The 18390-nt window shown below is 27.5% G+C and carries 16 protein-coding genes, 2 tRNA genes and 1 other annotated feature; of the genes, 4 read left to right on the top strand and 14 right to left on the bottom strand.

Features of this window, described 5'->3' with window-relative positions; translation table 4 throughout:
- Window positions 1-2: 2 nt before the first annotated feature.
- The gene (locus MCORR_RS01985) at window positions 3-1058 is read right to left on the bottom strand and encodes a nicotinate phosphoribosyltransferase (protein ID WP_104207918.1); all 1056 of its coding nucleotides are present in this window, start codon (window positions 1056-1058) and stop codon (window positions 3-5) included.
- Window positions 1045-1644 carry a YtpR family tRNA-binding protein gene (ytpR, locus tag MCORR_RS01980; protein WP_104207917.1) on the bottom strand — a complete coding sequence of 200 codons (600 nt, stop codon included), beginning with the start codon at window positions 1642-1644 and terminating at the stop codon, window positions 1045-1047. Before ytpR ends, MCORR_RS01985 begins: the two co-directional genes overlap by 14 nt.
- 77 nt (window positions 1645-1721) lie before the next feature.
- Between ytpR and MCORR_RS01975 the strand changes: the two genes are divergently transcribed.
- Together MCORR_RS01975 and MCORR_RS01970 are read left to right on the top strand one after the other, a co-directional pair.
- Window positions 1722-2558, top strand: coding sequence for a DegV family protein (locus MCORR_RS01975; RefSeq protein ID WP_104207916.1), 837 nt, complete (start codon window positions 1722-1724; stop codon window positions 2556-2558).
- Window positions 2558-3406 (top strand): DegV family protein, encoded by an 849-nt coding sequence (locus MCORR_RS01970; RefSeq protein WP_104207915.1) that lies wholly within the window; start codon window positions 2558-2560, stop codon window positions 3404-3406. Before MCORR_RS01975 ends, MCORR_RS01970 begins: the two co-directional genes overlap by 1 nt.
- 32 nt (window positions 3407-3438) lie before the next feature.
- On the opposite strand, the gene MCORR_RS01965 is transcribed toward MCORR_RS01970, so the two are convergent.
- The 12 genes from MCORR_RS01965 to rplJ form a co-directional block, all read right to left on the bottom strand.
- Window positions 3439-3514, bottom strand: a tRNA-Trp gene (locus MCORR_RS01965).
- Window positions 3515-3549: 35 nt separating this feature from the next.
- A tRNA-Trp gene (locus MCORR_RS01960) sits at window positions 3550-3625 on the bottom strand.
- Between the two features lie 63 nt (window positions 3626-3688).
- Window positions 3689-4147, bottom strand: a complete 459-nt coding sequence (locus MCORR_RS01955) for a Fur family transcriptional regulator (RefSeq protein ID WP_104207914.1) — start codon at window positions 4145-4147, stop codon at window positions 3689-3691.
- Window positions 4140-4370, bottom strand: a complete 231-nt coding sequence (locus MCORR_RS01950) for an acyl carrier protein (RefSeq protein ID WP_104207913.1) — start codon at window positions 4368-4370, stop codon at window positions 4140-4142. The genes MCORR_RS01955 and MCORR_RS01950 overlap by 8 nt, the downstream gene beginning before the upstream one ends.
- A gap of 19 nt (window positions 4371-4389) precedes the next feature.
- Window positions 4390-4746 carry a hypothetical protein gene (locus MCORR_RS01945; RefSeq protein WP_104207912.1) on the bottom strand — a complete coding sequence of 119 codons (357 nt, stop codon included), beginning with the start codon at window positions 4744-4746 and terminating at the stop codon, window positions 4390-4392.
- Window positions 4736-5887, bottom strand: coding sequence for a hypothetical protein (locus tag MCORR_RS01940; RefSeq protein ID WP_104207911.1), 1152 nt, complete (start codon window positions 5885-5887; stop codon window positions 4736-4738). The genes MCORR_RS01945 and MCORR_RS01940 overlap by 11 nt, the downstream gene beginning before the upstream one ends.
- 72 nt (window positions 5888-5959) lie before the next feature.
- The gene (locus MCORR_RS01935) at window positions 5960-6913 is read right to left on the bottom strand and encodes an L-lactate dehydrogenase (protein ID WP_104207910.1); all 954 of its coding nucleotides are present in this window, start codon (window positions 6911-6913) and stop codon (window positions 5960-5962) included.
- 64 nt (window positions 6914-6977) lie between these two features.
- Window positions 6978-10736 (bottom strand): DNA-directed RNA polymerase subunit beta', encoded by a 3759-nt coding sequence (rpoC, locus tag MCORR_RS01930; RefSeq protein ID WP_104207909.1) that lies wholly within the window; start codon window positions 10734-10736, stop codon window positions 6978-6980.
- A gap of 9 nt (window positions 10737-10745) precedes the next feature.
- Complete coding sequence (rpoB, locus tag MCORR_RS01925) at window positions 10746-14600, bottom strand: DNA-directed RNA polymerase subunit beta (RefSeq protein ID WP_104207908.1); 3855 nt, start codon at window positions 14598-14600, stop codon at window positions 10746-10748.
- Between the two features lie 12 nt (window positions 14601-14612).
- On the bottom strand, window positions 14613-15746 hold the full coding sequence (locus tag MCORR_RS01920; RefSeq protein WP_104207907.1) for a hypothetical protein: 1134 nt from the start codon (window positions 15744-15746) through the stop codon (window positions 14613-14615).
- Window positions 15747-16186: 440 nt separating this feature from the next.
- Window positions 16187-16552 (bottom strand): 50S ribosomal protein L7/L12, encoded by a 366-nt coding sequence (gene rplL / locus MCORR_RS01910; protein ID WP_104207905.1) that lies wholly within the window; start codon window positions 16550-16552, stop codon window positions 16187-16189.
- Window positions 16553-16617: 65 nt separating this feature from the next.
- Window positions 16618-17118 (bottom strand): 50S ribosomal protein L10, encoded by a 501-nt coding sequence (rplJ, locus tag MCORR_RS01905; RefSeq protein ID WP_104207904.1) that lies wholly within the window; start codon window positions 17116-17118, stop codon window positions 16618-16620.
- 28 nt (window positions 17119-17146) lie between these two features.
- Window positions 17147-17313: a sequence feature (ribosomal protein L10 leader region), on the bottom strand.
- A 136-nt stretch (window positions 17314-17449) separates the two neighbouring features.
- On the opposite strand from rplJ, the gene MCORR_RS01900 reads away from it, so the two are divergent.
- Both MCORR_RS01900 and MCORR_RS01895 read left to right on the top strand, forming a co-directional pair.
- Window positions 17450-17641, top strand: coding sequence for a hypothetical protein (locus MCORR_RS01900; protein ID WP_104207903.1), 192 nt, complete (start codon window positions 17450-17452; stop codon window positions 17639-17641).
- 1 nt (window position 17642) lies between these two features.
- The gene (locus MCORR_RS01895; protein ID WP_104207902.1) at window positions 17643-18389 is read left to right on the top strand and encodes an ATP-binding cassette domain-containing protein; all 747 of its coding nucleotides are present in this window, start codon (window positions 17643-17645) and stop codon (window positions 18387-18389) included.
- Window position 18390: the final 1 nt, after the last annotated feature.

Below are 18390 nucleotides of genomic sequence, written 5' to 3'. Positions count from 1 at the left end.
CTTTATTGAAATCTAATTAACCTATTAGACTCAATGTTTTCTCTTCCAAATTTAGCTTCTTTTTTACCATTTATTAAAACAGCATCACCTGTGAAACTAATATTTATTTTAGCTAACATTGCACCAACTCCATAAATGTCAACAGGTGTTTTGTTTTCCTCAAATTCTTTTATTTTATCCACAGTTAAACCCGATGAAACAATAATCTTCACGTGTTTGTGTCCATTTTTATCCAGCGCATTTCTAACTTCTTTAATCAAATAATGATTAACACCATTTAAATTTGCATCACTTGGATAATTATTTTTATTTCTTTCAAGAAATTTATCTATTAAATTTGCAGATGTATCAATTCTAACTGCTCATAATTTTTCTTTAAAATAATTTGCTACTTTTACAGCGTCATTTACACAATCATTATTGTAATCTATTAATGATAATAAATTATTTTCAGGAAATGTATCATAAAATGCCTGAGTTGCTTTTATAATATCTCCTTCAAAAGATTGTATCAAAGCATGAGGCATTGTACCTGATGGTTTTTTCACATTTCCATCATCAATCAAACTAACAGCAGCATCAGTTACAAACATTCTGATTCCACCAACATAAGATGCATAACCATCTGTGGCTAGTGTCTGATAAGAATCTGCTCTATCCATCATATTTAAAATTGATTTTCCATTTGAAGCTAAAACTATGGATGCAGAATTTGTAGATATTGATGAATTTCTAGCTAGAATTCCATCAATCATTCCTTCTAATCAACCATAATCAATATATTTACCTTCAATTTTTAAAACCGGTTCTTGATTACTAATTATATCTCCATCTTTTAAGCCTCAGATTTTTAGTTTTTTAAAATTTGGGCAAGCAAATTGAAGAAGTTGCAAAACTTCTTCAATTCCACAAAGAACAACATTATCTTTTCTTTGAAAAAACTGCATAGTTACATTTTGCACAATGTTTTGTTGAGATAATATTTTCTGAGTTTTTTTAAAATAATCTGCTATGTAAAAACCTTCTTTAATTTTTTTATCAAAACTAATTTTTTTCATCATTAACCCTTCAAAAATCAAAACCAACTTTGTTTTGATAGTAACTATCTAATTCTACTATTCCATTATTATTAAAGCCCTCTAATTTTAATTCTGCTGCACTACATAACATGCCGTTAGATTCATAACCACGTAACTTACCAGTTACAATTAATTTTCCATCAGGTAATCATGCTCCAGGCAAACAAACAATAACAAAAATCCCCTCTCTGGCAATAGAAGCTCCGCAAACAATATTTAAATTTGGTCCTTCTCCAATATTAACCTTACAAGCATTTAAATGTGTTTGTGGAATCGACTCACAATAATCAATTTTTCCAATAACAAATTGATTATTCAAAGATAATTTGCATTCTAAATTAATTTTTTTATTAACAAATTCAATAATTTCAGTATCTGTTGAAGTAATAAAACTTTTATTTATTTTAATTTCGACATCTAAAATATTAAAACCAACTATAACTCCATCTTTTTTTAAAATTGTTAAATTTTTTGTAGTTTGTATTTGGTTATGTTTTTCATTTGTCATACAGACCATTAAGGTGTTAAATTGTTTATTATAAAACATTCCACATTTTTGAATCATTTAGCCCACCCTCTACTTTATTTAGTATTTATATTATATAATTATATTAACAAATTTTTATTTTAGATAGGAGAAATATGAAAATAGCGATTCTTACTGATTCTTCATATGATGGAGATATAAGTAAAATAAAAGACCTTTATTTGGTGCCTCTTTTAATAGTTGAAGATGATGGCACAACGCATTTGTGTGATGAAAACTTTGATAAAGATAAATTTTATAAAATGTTAGAATCTCAAAATTTAAAAACTGCACAAACTACACCAGGATTAATGATGGAAATGTGAGATAAGTTGTTAAAAGAATATGATCAAGTTATTTTCTTACCAATTTCAAAAGGCCTTAGTGGGCAATTTAACACTTTTAGATTTTTTAGTGAAAGTGAAGAAAATTACAAAGATAAGGTATTTGTTTGTGATACAAACGCTGTAAGTATAGCTATGCAAGAAATTGTTGAAAATGTTGCTTTTTGAATAGCACAAAAGAAAACTGGTTTTGAAATAGTCGAATTGGTTAAAAAAAGAAGTGAACAGCTAATTGGATTTATTATCCCAAGAAATTTAAACACATTGAAAAGAGGTGGTCGTATTTCACCAGCTGCTGCTAGTTTAGCTAAGATGCTGAAAATCGTTCCAATATTGAGATATAACGGGATTATTGATAAAGAAAAAGTTGCAAGGACACGCAAAAAAGCAATAAATGAAGCTTTAGATTTAATAAAAAACGAGATTAAAAATATTAAGATTATTAACATATCTTATTCAAGAATGAGCATAGAAGAATTAGAAGATTTAAAATATTTGATTAGCGAAAAAGGTTTTGAAATTAATATTTCATCAGAGTTATCTCCTGTAATTGCAGCGCATACAGGAGAAGGAACAATCGCGCTATTAGCATATAAAGGAGAAATATAATGAAAATTGGAATTTTGATTGATAGTTCGTCAGTTTATGACCCTAAAATTTTTGAAGGAACATGTGTTGAAGTACTTCCTCTACATATAAATTTGGCAAATGATAAAGATTTTTTAGACAACATTGAAAATTTTAAAAAATATGAAGTTTTAAAGTTATTAAATGATGATGGTGAAGCCAAAACAAGTCAAGCTAGTCCTGGTGAAGTTGAAAAGAAATATGATGAAATGTTAAAAAAATATGATCATATAATACATATACCTCTAGCTAACAATCTTTCAAGTATGTTTCAAACATCTCTTATGGTAGCAAATGATGAAAAATTTGAAGGAAAAGTGACAATTTATTTTAATGAAAAAATGGCTGCTCAAGTTGTCGAAAGAGCAGTTCTAAGATTAAGTGAAAAGCTGAAAAGTTTTGAAATAAAAAATCTTAAAGAAGTTAAGGCTTTTCTTGATGATTGATATGAAAATTGCATGACAATTTTCATTCCAGGAGACTTGAAAAGAATGGCTAATAGTGGTAGAGCAAAATCAATGTTAGTTTCTGTATTATCTTTTTTAAAAGTAAAAGTTGTTATGCGATGAAATAGCAAACCTACAAAAGAAGGTGTTTTTAGAACATATAGCTCTGTAGCTGAAAAAATTTCAGAAATATATCTTAAAGAGTTTGGGTCTAATTTTAAAATTGTATTTGCAAGAAGCGAATTAGCTAAAAGCAAAACTATAGATTTAATTAGAAATGAATTTAATAATAAAAAAATTAAATTTGAAGAAGAATTAATGCCTAACATTTTTTTAGTTCACGGTGGTGTTGAAAGTTTAGCTTTTTTAGTTTTTAGAAAATAAAAAATCGTTCTTGTAACGATTTTTTTACTTAATGGCAGAGGCAGCAAGACTCGAACTCGCGACACTTGGTTTTGGAGACCAATGTTCTACCAACTGAACTATGCCCCTAATAAAAAAACACCGATTTGGTGCTTGCTTGTGAATGGCAGGGGCAGCAAGACTCGAACTCGCGACACTTGGTGTTGAAGACCAATGTTCTACCAACTGAACTATGCCCCTAATAAAAAAACTCACTTATTTAATTATATTTTAAAAAGATACTTTTTTCAATTACAAATTAACTTAATTACTATTTAAACGGCAATTTTTGCAAGTTACATGAATTTCAATTTTGACATGTTCAATTTTTGCATTTTTATTATCAACTAATGACTCAAAGTTTTTAATATCTCAAAGTTTTTCTAATTCTTCTGAAACATGATCAACACTATAACAACTATCACACTTTATATGTATAGATTTTAAAGAGGACAACTCATAACCTATATTTTTTCCATCAAAAGTATTAGAAAAAATTATATGTTTCTTTAAAAATAGGTCTATTGTGTTGTAAACACTCATAGCATTAATAGATTTATTATTTTTTTGAAGCTCTTCAATAATTTCTTGCGTACTTAAATGATTATTTTTTAATAAAACTTTAATTATTTTAACACGTATATCTGTAAGTTTTATTTTGTTTTGTTTTAATTCGTTTATCACTGCTTCATATCTAAAATCTTCTTTTATAAATTTAGGCATTTTTTAAAAGTTTTTCTATTTCTATTTCTAAATCACCAATTGTTTTTATCGATAACAAAATATCATCAGAAACATAAACATTAAGTTTTTCTTCTAAAACTGTTATCATATCCATTAAGTCAAGAGAATCAAGGCCCATAGCTGAAAATTTTGTATTTTTTGTTAAAGCTACTTTAACACCTCTTTTTTTAATTTCTTTTAATATTTCATTGTTTATATTCATAATTTCACCTTTTACTTTATTATATAACAAACTTTTTTTGTAAGTTATAAAATCAGGAGTACTGTTTATTTTTATGCACTAATTTAACAACTACTTGTGTTTTATTTCATTCAAATGTAATTTTATTGATTGATGCTTCTGATTGAAGTTTTCTTAAAAACAATAATTCGAAATTTTGAATGTCAATCTCAGCATTTTTATTAATGAATGAAGTCGACTCGTCTTGTGAAAATATTACTTTATTTATTAAAAAATCTTTTTCATTTTTAGATTCTAGATTTAAGTTTAAATTTTTAAAACCTAAATAAAGGCTAGCAACTGATGTACTTACTAATAGAAATGACAAAATTAATGATAAAAACTTTTTATACCTCATATTTTTTAAGTTCCTCTTTTAATTCTTTATCATTTAAAATATTTATGTTGTCTCAAAAAATATTGTTGAGCTTAAGTTTTTTAAAACTGGTTTTTTTAAAATCAAATTCAAATTTTTGATTTCATTCATAGTATTTGGAAAAAGTATTTAAAGGAATTTCAAATTCAATTTTTTTACCCAATAAACCAATTTTAAAAATTAAAGTTTGTTCTTTACTTCAACTAAATGGATTAAAAACTATGGTTTCATATTTAGAGCTTTTTTTCAGTTCTATTAATTTTGTACTTTCATCTAAAACTCATTTATTTTTACTTTTTAAATAAAAATTTCCATCATTATTTTTTTCAAATTCAAATTTTAAACTACCTTGGTAATTTTTTTTAAAATCATTTTTGTCAGAAAACAATATTTCACCTACTTTAAATAAAGGGAAAATTGTATTATTTTTGACTTGTGAAACTATTTCAGAGACTCTTGAATTGTTTAAAATTCTTTTAGGTATATTGTCAAAAAATTCATTATTTATTTCTAATAGATGTTCATAAGATTTATTAACGGTTAATGGTTGTAAAATAATTTTTGAAAAGCTTTTTAAAATATTAACCGATTTAAAAAATTGATTTTTTTCGTTTCAGTTTGGCAAATACATTACAATATTTTGTTCAAGTTCTGATCCACCATTTGAACTTAAGTCAATTGTTATTTGTCCTTTACCTTTAAAATCAAAACTATTTTCTTTGTAAGAATTACCAAAATTAATGTCAATAAGGTTATTATTTATCATTTCTACAGGAATATCATACTCTATTTCTTTAAAATTGTTTTCTGCATTATTATCTATTGTTATTTGCTTTGAATATTTCGTGTTTGGCTTAATTTCTTTTAAAGTTTTTGACTCATATAATTTAAAATCTAAATTATCAAAACTTTTAATATTTTTTAGGTCAGACTCTTTAATAAAGTTTGGATTATAATTTAAATTTATGAACATTTTATAATATTCATTATTATTTACAATAAAAGGCCTATTAATAAATATTATTTCTGGTGATAATATAGATTGATTTGATATTGTTATAAAATTATTCACAATAATGTTTGAATTTTCTATTTCTTGATTGTTTATTTGATAAGTTTGCATAGATTTCACCTCTATAACTTATTAAAGAAAAAACAAAAAAAACAAATCAAATTGATTTGTTTATTAGTTAAATTATTTAATTGCTTCTTTTGCAATATTGTAAACTTCTTGAAGTTTATTACATGATTCATTAAATTTTGCAATTTCAGATTCTTCAAGTTTTCATTCAATAATTCTTTCTCATCCATTACTTGATAATACAGCAGGTACTCCTGTATAAAAACCAGATTGCCCGTATTCACCCTCAAGTTTGGCACTGATCATATAAGTTGTTTTTTCATCTCTTAAGATGGCTGAAGATAATTGAGTTAATGAAGCACCAATTCCGTAAAATGTTGCTCCTTTTCTTTCAATTATTTCATATGCCATATGAACAGCTTGATATCATGCATCTTCAAGTTCTTTTTCAGAAATTTTATTTTCACCTTTAATTTGATGAATTGATTTACCCATAACATTTGATGCAGAGTATGCAGCAAGTGACGAATCACCATGTTCTCCCATAATAAACGCGTTAACTGAAGCTGGTGCTAATCCCAATTTACTTGCAATCAATCTTTTTAATCTTGCTGAGTCTAAGTTAGTTCCTGATCCTAAAACTTTATGTTTATCAAATCCAGTTACTTCTTGATAAACTGAAGTTAAAACATCACAAGGGTTTGAGGCTATTAAAGTAACACCAGTAAATCCAGAACCTTTTATAGCTTGTGCTATGCCCTTCATAATTCTTGCATTATCTGCAATTAATTCTAAACGAGTTTCACCAGGTCTTTGAGGTCTACCAGCAGTAATGACAACAAGATCTGCATCTTGACAATCTGAATATTCTCCCGCTTTGATTTTTGATGTTTGGTTTAACATTGGAATAGCATCTTGAATATCTATCGCATTACCTTCTGCTGCTTTGGTGTTTACATCAATTAGCACATATTCTTCAGCAATTCCTTGATTAACTGCTGAGTAAATGAATGACATACCAACTGCACCTGTTCCTACTAATACTATTTTATTTGAAGTTTTTTTCATTTTTTCTCTCCTTAATATAGATTATAAACTTTCATAAAAATAATGAGGCTAAAACTCATTATTTTTAATATTCATTATTGTGGTATTCTTCAGCAATTCTCATCACCTCTTCAATACCTGTTAGCCCTGTACCTGCAGGTATTAGGTTTCCTAACATAATATTTTCTTTTAATCCTTCTAGTTTATCTTCTCTTCCTTTGATAATAGCATCAGTTAAAACACGAGCTGTATCTTGGAAAGATGCTGATGATAATCATGATTCAGATTTTAATGGCGCTTTTTTAATTCCTAAAATTTGTGGAACAACAATTGGAAGATCTTGTCCTCTTCTAATACATTCAGCAGCAATTTCTTTAAATTTCTGTTTAGTGATTATTTCTCCTTGAAGTAAATTAGAATCACCTGATGAAACAACTTTAACTTTGTTTAACATCTGTTTGATAATAATTTCAATATACTTATCAGAAATTTCAATACCTTGAAGTCTATAAACTTTTTGAACTTCTTTTAATATGTAGTTTTCAACTGCAGTTGGTGAGGCTACTTCTAAAAGTTCATGTAATTTAATAGAACCTTCTGTTAATTTTTTACCAGGTGTAACTGAATCACCCTCTTTTACTCTCAATACAGCATTGTATAAAGTTGTCTCCACAGCTTGTTTTCCATTTTTGTATTTTAAGTGAATTTTATAAATGTTATTATTATTTTCAATTTTAGCAACTTTACCTTCACTTTTAGCAATAATAGCTACGGTTCCTTTTTGAGTTGTTACGTCAAGTAATTCTTTAATACGCGGTAATCCCTGTGTAATATCAGCATCACCAGCTACCCCACCCGAGTGGAAGTTACGCATAGTAAGTTGTGTTCCAGGTTCACCAATTGATTGAGCAGCAATAACTCCGACTGGTTCACCAATTTTAACTAATTCAGCTGTAGCTAAATTTTTACCATAACATTTTTGACAAACGCCTTTTTTATTATCACAAGTTAAAACTGATCTAATAATTACTTTTTCAATTTTTGCTTCAATTATTTTATCTGCAATTGATGAAGTTATCAAAGTATCTTTTTCAACAATTAAATTACCCTTAGCATCTTTTAGGGTGCTGAATGTAAATCTACCATTAATTCTATCCTTTAATGTAACAATAACAGCATTATGTTTTGTATCAACAATAGCTTTTACATCAAAACCATGACTTGATTTACAGTCTTCATTAACCACAACAATTTCTTGCGAAACATCAACTAAACGTCTTGTTAAATATCCTGAATCGGCAGTTTTAAGTGCTAAATCCGCCATCCCTTTTCTAGCACCATGTGTTGAAATAAAGAATTCAGAAACAGTTAATCCTTCACGGAATGATGATTTAATTGGGATTTCTTTAGTATCACCTTTAGTATCACTCATAAGCCCACGCATACCAACAAGTTGGGTAAAGTTAGAAAGAGTTCCACGAGCTCCAGAATCTGACATGACAAAAACTGGATTTTTTACATCTTTTTTCAATTCAACATCAAGTTTAATTTGAATTTCATCTTTGACATCAGATCAAACTTTAATAACCCTTTGTTTTTTTTCTGATTGGGTTAATAAACCTTGTTTGAAGTAATTATTAATTTGACTAATTTTTTCATCAGCTTCTTTAAATTCTTCATATTTATTTGTAAACACAACAATGTCTCCAGCTGAAATAGTTGTCCCTGATTTAGTTGAATATTTAAATCCTAAGTCTTTCATTTTATCTAGCATTTCAGCTGTTTTTCTTGAACCATATGTATTAAAATATTTTTCAATAATTAATGAAAGTCCTTTTTTGTTAATTGGTGGAATGATTTCATGCTTAGCAATAACTTTAGTAATTTCTTTTGAAAAATCAAATATGTATTTATTTACAACTTCTTTTGCGTTATTAATTTCTGATGAATTAATTCATGGGAAATCATCTGCAAAAATTTGATTAAACAAAATTTTACCCATTGTAGTTAATAAGTATGAATTTTTTCTTTGTTCATCAGTAAATTTTGCTTTAGGCAATCCATCAACAGCAATACCAATAATAGCATTGACTTGAACAGCTCCATTTTCATAAGATCTAATTGCTTCTTGGACATCTGCAAAGATAGTTCCTTCTCCAACTGAACCTTTTTCTTCAAAAGTCGCATAATAATTTCCTAAGATAATATCTTGCCCTGGGGTAACAATTGCTTTACCATCTTTAGGACCTAAAATAGCATTTGAACCAAGCATTAAAGCTCTAGCTTCTGCAATAGCTTCTTTTGTAATTGGAACGTGAACAGCCATTTGATCCCCATCAAAGTCAGCGTTAAAAGCTGTAGTTACTAATGGGTGTAATCTGATTGCTTTACCCTTAACTAATTTAGGTTCAAAAGCTTGAATACCTAATCTATGTAATGTAGGAGCACGGTTTAAAAGAATAGGTCTTTCTTTTATCACATGTTCTAAAGCTTTTCAAATTTCAGGTTCGTTTGATGAAATCATTCTTTCAGCAAATTTTACATTATCAGCATATTCATGTTCTTGTAATCATTGAATAACAAAAGGTTTAAACAATGTTAATGCCATTTCACGAGGAAGGCCAGCTTGATACATTTTTAAATCAGGACCAATAGCAATAACTGATCTACCTGAGTAATCCACACGTTTTCCCAAAAGATTTTGACGGAAACGTCCTTGTTTTCCTTTTAAAACACTTGTTAAAGATTTTAAAGGTCTTTTATCTTTACCTTGTATTGGTCTTGGTTTACGTTCGTTATCTAACAATGCATCAACAGCTTCTTGCAACATACGTTTTTCATTATTAACAATAATTGAAGGAGCTTGCATCTCTTTAACTTTCATTAAACGTTCATTTCTAATGATGATACGACGATATAAGTCATTAATTTCACTAGTTGTAAATCTTCCACCATCCAATTGAATGATAGGTCTAATGTCAGGTGGAATAACAGGTAAAACACGTAATATCATTCACTCTGCTTTTTGATTTGATCTTTTTAATGATTCTAAAATATCTAATCTTTTTAATAATTTAGCATTGTCTGCATTGTGAATACCTTTATCAAGAACTAATTTAATTTCTTTAATTTCTTTTTCTAAATCAATTTGTTTTAATAATTCTTCAATTGCAGCAGCACCTATCCCAAATTTAGCATTTGTATACTTAGAAATTAAAGTTGTAGCTTCATCAATTGAGAATGGAATAGAAGTATTGTTTAATTCTTCTAATAATCTTTCTGCTTTTAAATGGTCTCTGTGTTCTACATCATTGATTATCTTAATGATATCTTCAATTGCGGGTCTTAATTTGTTACGAGTTTTTTGTGATTTTGCTACACCTAAATCAAGAACTTCTTTTGAAACAAAGTGTTTTGAGTCACCAGCATCTAAAACTATGTGAGAAACAAAGTAAACAACTTCTTCTAACTCTCTTGATTTTAAATTAAGCAAAGATGCAATTCTTGATGGTGAAACTTTCACCATTCAAATATGTGTAACAGGTTCAGCTAATTCAATATGCCCCATTCTTTCACGACGAACAATTGATTCAGTTAACTCAACTTCACATTTTTCACATTTCTTACCCTTATTCATTGGGTTAGCTTTTTTAAATTTTCCACAAAAACATTCATAGTTTTTTGTTGGTCCAAAAATTTTCTCATCAAACAGACCGTCTTTTTCAGCTTTTAAAGTTTTGTAATTAATAGTTTCTGGTTTTGTTACTTCACCATGTGATCATGATCGAATAGTGTCAGGACTAGCTAAGTTAATTTTAATTATTTTTTTGTTTTTGTTTTGCATTTTTTCCTTCTACTCCTCTTCAAATGAAGCTTTTATTTCTGATTTTTCAACTTCTGTAAAGTTGTCCAAACTGTCAACTTCAACTAAGTTAGTATTTTCTTCGAATGTAACTTTGTGATTTGATGTGTATTTAAAATCTTCTTCACTCATTGTATCTGAATCAACTTCATCATACGCAATTATTTGTTGCTTATTACCTTTTTCATCTAACAAGTAAATGTCGAAGCCTAATCCCATAATTTCTTTTGAAAGAACATTAAATGACTCAGGAGTTCCTGGTGTAGGCATTGGTTTTGATCTAACAATAGCTTCATAAGTTTTTGTACGACCTTTTAAATCATCTGATTTAATAGTTAACATTTCTCTTAAAGTATGAGCTGCTCCATAAGCTTCAAGTGCTCAAACTTCCATTTCTCCAAAACGTTGTCCACCATTTTGAGCTTTACCTCCAAGTGGTTGTTGTGTAATTAGTGAATATGGTCCAACATTTCTTGCATGTAATTTATCATCAACCATGTGTGAAAGTTTTAACATATACATAACCCCAACTGAAATTGGCTTATCAATAGCTTCTCCAGTTTGACCATCAATTAATGTAACTTTACCATAGTTTTCCATTCCAGCTTCAGCCATGATTTCATCTAAATCTTGACTATTTACACCTTCAAATACTGGCGTTGCAATTTTAACACCTAATTTTTTAGCTGCCATTCCTAAATGTATTTCTAATATTTGACCAAAGTTCATACGTGATGGTAATCCTTGCGGGTTTAATAAAATATCAACTGGTGTCCCATCTTCTAAGTGAGGCATATCTTCAACTGGTAGAATTTTTGAAATAATACCTTTATTCCCATGACGCCCTGACATTTTGTCACCTTCTTGGATTTTACGTTTTTGAACTATATAAATTTTTATTACTTCTAGAACATCAGCTGACAACTCTATTCCATCAGGATTTGATGCTGATTTTGCTTTAAATCTTTTGATTGATTGAACAATACCTTCACCACCATTTGGAACTCTTAATGAGTTATCTTTAACAGATCTTGATTTTTCACCAAATATTGCATGTAACAATTTATCTTCTGGAGATAATTGAGATTGTCCTTTTGGAGTAACTTTACCAATTAAAATATCTCCAGTTTTAACTTCAGTACCAATTGCTACAATACCTTCACTATCTAAGTATTTTTTAGCATTTTCACTTACTTGGGGAATTTCAGAAGTAATTTCTTCAAGACCTTGTTTAGTGTTTCTAACTTCTAAAACATACTCATCAATATGCACTGATGTAAATTTATCTTCTTGGATAATTCTTTCAGACATAACAATAGCATCTTCAAAGTTATAACCATTATATGTTGTAAAGGCAACAACAACGTTTTGACCAATAGCTAATTCACCTTGATCAATAGAAGGACCATCAGCAATAATTTCACCAGCCTTAACTTTATCACCAACTTTAACAATTGGTTTTTGAACAATTGAACTCCCATTATTAGAGCGATCAAAATTTGCTAATGAATAAGTTTTGAAACCATCTTTTGATTCAACATTAATTTGGGTTGAATCAACATACTTAACTACTCCAGATTGAGCAGCCACAACTGCTACTCCTGAATCACGAGCAGCTTCAAATTCAATACCAGTACCAACTATTGGAGCTTCTGGAGCAATTGTTGGGACAGCTTGACGTTGCATATTAGCACCCATAAGAGCACGGTTAGCATCATCGTTTTCTAAAAACGGAATAGCTGATGTTGCTACTGAAACAATTTGTTTTGGCGAAACGTCAATATATTGGACTTCTTCAATATTTGCAATATAGTCATCACCTTTGTAACGTGACACAACAGTTTTATCTAAAATTTTATTGCTTTCATCTTTATTAACATTTGATTGAGAAATAACAAAGTCTTTTTCTTGATCAGCTGTTAAATAATCATATTCTTCTTGAATAACCCCATTTTGAACTCTTAAATAGGGAGTGGTTATAAAACCTAAATCATCAACAACAGCGTATGTTGACAAGTTATTAATTAATCCAATATTAGGTCCTTCAGGTGTTTCAATAGGACAAATTCTTCCGTAGTGAGAAGGGTGAACGTCACGCACTTCTAAACTAGCGCGGTCTCTAGATAAACCACCCGGCCCTAGAGCTGTAAGTCTTCTTTTATTTGTAAGTTCAGCCAGTGGATTTATTTGATCCATAAATTGTGACAACTGTGAAAGATTAAAAAATTCTCCAATAACAGCTGTTAAAGGTTTAGCATTAATAATTGTTGAAACTTTTACTTTGTATAAATCGCTTGTAGAAAGTTTTTCTTTAACATTTTTATCAATACGAGTTAGACCCATTCTAAATTGATTTTGTAATAACTCACCAACAGTTCTAACCCTACGGTTTGCTAAGTTATCAATATCATCATATTCACCAATTCCATGTTCTAAACCTAAAATGTAAGAAATAGTTGAAATAATATCTGGAACTGTAACATGTTCTTCTTTTGCATCTGAAGTTATACCAACTAAAGCAACAGATTCTGCTTTGTTATTATCTAAATAAACTTTTACAATTTGTAATTCATTTGAACCATTAATTTCTGGACTATAATCAATTTTTAAAACCATTACACCTTTTTCACTTAAAATTTCTGAAATTTCTTTAAAGTTTGCTTTCGTTACTTCAGTATCTTTTGCCACTAAAACATTGCCTTTTGAATCAACAATATCTTCAGCAATGATTCTATTTAATAAACGGTTTTTGATTGATAATTTTTGTTGTAATTTAAATCTACCTGCTTTTGTTAAATCATATTTTCTACGATCAAATAATAATCCATTGATATATTTGGAAGCACCATCAGCAGTAGCTGTTTCACCTTGTCTAATTTTTTTATAAATTTCTTGAACATGCTGTGATCAATCAACTGATGCATCACCTGTATCATTATCATGTTTTAATGTTTCAATAATTGAAGGATTTTTATCAAAAATTTGTAAAATAGTTTCTTTAGTTAAACCAAGTATTTTCAATAAAGATGTTGCAGTAGTTTTTCTTGATTTATCAATTTTAACAAATAAGGAATTTATTGATTCAGCTGATTTCTTTTTGTCAGTTTCAAATTCTAATCAAGTTCCACGACTTGGAATAATATCCCCATTATAAATTGCTTCCCCTGTTTTTGAATCAATTTCATTTTTGAAATATGCACCAGGTGATCTAACTAATTGCGAAACAATAACTTTTTGTGAACCATTAATAATAAAAGTTCCAGATTCAGTCATTAAAGGAAAATCTCCAAAGAAAACTTGTCCCCATTTCATAAACATCACTTCAGCAATAATTACATTTTCTAATTCTTCAAGGACTTTAATTTGAACAATATCTGGTTTTTCAACAGCTTTTAATTTAACTTCAAAAAATAAAAGCCCATTTCCTTCTTTTAAAAATTTAACATTTTTAGATTCAGTTTTTTCAACTAATCATTTTGTTAAAACAGTTTTAACATCTTTTTCAACAATTTCTTCAAACTCTCTTGAGATTTCTTCAACTTTAGTAAATTTTAAATGTAAGTCTACATAAATTGGTGCTTCATAAATTTTTGATTGTTCTTTTGCTTTTTGAGGCAAAATTTTAGCTTCTTTAATATGTCATCCATCTAAATGTAATTCAGACAGACCATCAGATGATGTCATTTCAAAAAATTCATCAAGTACTTCTTTAATTCCTTCTTCTATAAATCACTTAAATCTTTTTGTTTGAATTTCAATCAAATTTGGTAATGCTACATTTCCACTAACTTTTGAATAATCTCTACGTTCAACACCACGATTTATTTTTTTAATTTTGTATGCCATTTGTGCCTTTCTTTATCTAATAATTTCTTTGAATTTTGATAGTTCTTCTACTATTAATTCAAAGTGTGTTTTATTTTGATCAGATTTAATTAATTTTAAATTAATTAAATTTTCAATATTTTTTTCAATTTCAATATTTGTTGCGATTAAGTTATTTTTTAATAAATGCGCTTTTATAATCGTTTCTTTTGAAACTGATTGATCTTTATTGTCAATTATTGTTAATAATATAAACTTTGATTCAACGTCTGATTTATTTAAAACTTTATTTTCTTCATTTCACTGTTCAAATAATTCGTTAAGATAATTTGTTTTAAAACTGTGTTTAATAATTTGTTTAGATTTTAATAATACTTCATCAAAATTCAACTTATCTTTTAAAGAATTATTGATAATTTTAACTATGGAATCTCAGTTGTTAAATATTGTAAACAAATCTAAATTCCTTAAAGTAGATATATTATTTTGTCTTATATACCAATTTGTTATTATAAAACTAAGTATTATATTAAACTTTTGATGTGGCTCAACAATTAATAAACTATAAAAAATAATTATTAATTTAGTGATACCATCAAAACTATCTTCTGGTTTTTGCAACATATACTTAAATATTGTTTGCATTTCTAATTCAATATCTTTAGGATCAATATCGATTGTTAATCCTAAAGTATTTTTGCCACTTCTATAGTAATTTATTTTTCTATCTAAGTTCAGTTCTCTATTTCTAAATAATAAATGAATAATAAGTTCATAATTTTCTTCATTAATTTCAAAATCTATTTTATTTATTAAGCGATTAATTTCAATAATATTTAAAATTAATTTTTCTAATTTTGTTTTGGTTTTCATGCCCTTATTTATTGAAAAAATAGTTTTTATCACTTCAGAATAGTGCAAGTCTTGAATTTCATTTTCAGCATATAATAATGCAATAATGTTTCTTGCAAAAATATCATTGTAAGTTAAATCAATTTTTTTAATTTCATAAGCTTTCATAAAATTAGTTAGGTAAATATCTTGTTGTATTGATTTTTTAGGATCAAAATTTATTTTGCAATTAAGTGATTGAAACAATATAGATTGAATATTTTCTTTGTCCATTTTGTTAATAAAACGTTTGTCTAAAAAATAGTCAATTTGCATTTGATCCTCCCAATTTATAATAATTACAAAATTGAGATTAGCAGAAGCTCTTAACGACTAAACTAAACTCGATTAAATTATTGTAAACTATTTTCAATCAAAAAGCAAACATATTTTACAACATATTTTCATAAATGCATCTTTATGATTGATAATTTTGCTTTAAAAACTAAATTTAAATACTTATTGGCAAGATATTCAAGACGTAAAATATCAAAAAATGAAAAAATGAAAATAATAATTTTAAATGTTTATATTTTTTTTGAATTAAATTATCTGCATTTTATTTTCATTATTGTTAACATTTCAAATAATTTACTAATTGATTGAGTTGAATATCCTCCTACAAAAAGTTGAGCTGCTTTGCTTTTTCATTAAGTCAAAAAACAAAAAAACAACTTGCGTTGTTTAATTTTATTTTTAAGGTTTTTTAGTTGATTTTATTTAAAATCAACTGATGCACCAGCTTCAACTAATTGAGCTTTGATAGCTTCTGCGTCTTCAATTTTAACATTTTCTTTAATAACTGCTGGTAAAGTTGAATCAACTAATTTTTTAGCATCCATTAATCCTAATCCAGTAATTTCTTTAACAACTTTAATAACTGCAACTTTTTGTGCTCCAGCACTTGTTAATAAAACTGAAACTTCTGATGGTGCTGAATCTGCAACTGGTCCAGCTGCTACTGCAATACCAGCTGAAGCTACAACACCAAAGTGTTCTTCAATAGCTTTAACTAATTCGTTAAGTTCTGTTAATTTCATTTCTTCTAATGCTGATATAATATCTTCTTTTTTAATTGACATTTTCTTGGTCTCCTTATTTATTTTTATATTTTAATTATTTGCTATTAATACAATTTGATTTTGTATTATTCTGATTTTGTATCTGCTATAGCGTTTACTACACCCATAAATTGACGTAATGGGTAAATAAGACTTGAAGCAAACATTGAGTAAAGATCATCTTTTGATGGTAAAGCACCGATTTCAATAACACCTTTTGTGTCAAGCGCTTTGCCTTCATAGATACCTGCTTTTAAAACTAAGTTTTCATTTTTCTTAGAAAAGTTTGATACTAATTTAGCAGCACCAATAGCTTCATCATTTGAAAATATAAAAACGTTTTGTTGAGTTAAATATATATCTAATTCACTTAGTTCCAATTCTTTTGCAGCTCTTCTAAATAATGAGTCTTTATAAATTTTAACTTCAATATTTTGCTTAAGAGCTTCTCTTCTAAGTTGAGACATTTGTTCAACTGTTAAATGTTTATATTCTGCAATTGCTACACCTTGAGCGTTTTTAATTTTAGAAACTATCTCTGCAACAATTTCAGATTTTTTAGTATGAGCTGGTCTAGTTGTTGTCATGAAAAACCTCCTTCTTTTTATGTTCTATTTTACTAAAACAAAACCCTTGGTTACTTAAAAGAACCAAGGGTAACGTTTTAAACATTATATATGTTTATTTTTTATTTATTATTATAAATAAATAGTTACGTAATCCTCGGTAACAAATTAAGGGAAAAACCCAGTTACTGTCTATGGTATTAATAGCTATTAGTAATTTTATCATAACTAAACTTAATATTTATTAAATATTTGAAAAAAAGTGTTTTTTATTTTTTAGTGTTTTTTAAATTTATTAAATTTTAAAATAAAATGCTAAACTTATATTATAAACCAAACCAAGGAGGTTTTTATGATTTTTTTATTAAAGTTAAAAAAAATTGAACTAAACACAAGATTTATTTTAGAAAATAAAAAAGATGCATTGGTTGGTGATTATACTACTTGGTGTTTACACCATTGATTAAAAACATGATTAATCGAATACGCCATGTTGTCGCTTTGGGGTAAAGGTTTTTGATACAGCTTTAGGGAAAAAGAATAGTATGGAACTAGTTTTAAAAAACGTTAGTAAAAAACTATCTAAAAACTTTTCTCTAAACAATGTGAATTTTTCAATTAAAAATGGCGAAGTGCTTGGGTTAATAGGAAACAATGGGGCTGGTAAAACTACTATTATTAAATCTATATTTCAAGAATATAGGTTAGACCAAGGAGAAATTTTGGTGAATGGTAAAGCAATAAGCAAATATGATTTAAGAAAAATTGAGTTTTTCCCAGATCAAAATAACTTTCCCAAAAACTTTAAAATTATAGATTATTGTTATCATAATTATTTATTATCAAATATTGATGGAAATAAAAAACAATTTAAAATGCGTTTTAAAGAATTAAGTGAATCACTTGAACTGTTAGAATATAAAAATAAAAAATTTTTACATTTATCATCTGGGATGCAAAAAAGGTTTTTATTACTTTGTGCTTTAATGAATAAACCAGAAATGATAATTTGTGATGAACCAATGGCTAATATGGATATTCAAACAAGAAAAGACTTTATTTTACTTTTTAAAACGTTAATTGAAAAGTTTGATTTGATAGTTTTGATTACTAGTCATGATATTGAAGAATTAGAAAAACTTATTAACAAAGTTGTATTGGTTGATAAAGGTGAAATTATTTTAGAAAAACACTTCAATAACAAAAAAGACAATTTAGCAGAACTCTATGAAAAAAATATTAGAAATCCAAAATCCAAAATAAAAGTTGACGAAATTGTGAAAGGATATTAAT

The organism is Mesoplasma corruscae (assembly GCF_002930145.1).
GTDB classification, from domain to species: Bacteria; Bacillota_I; Bacilli_A; order Mycoplasmatales; family Mycoplasmataceae; genus Entomoplasma; species Entomoplasma ellychniae.
The sequence above is the reverse complement of the archived record's forward strand: the minus strand, read 5'-3'. Positions and strand labels throughout refer to the sequence as shown.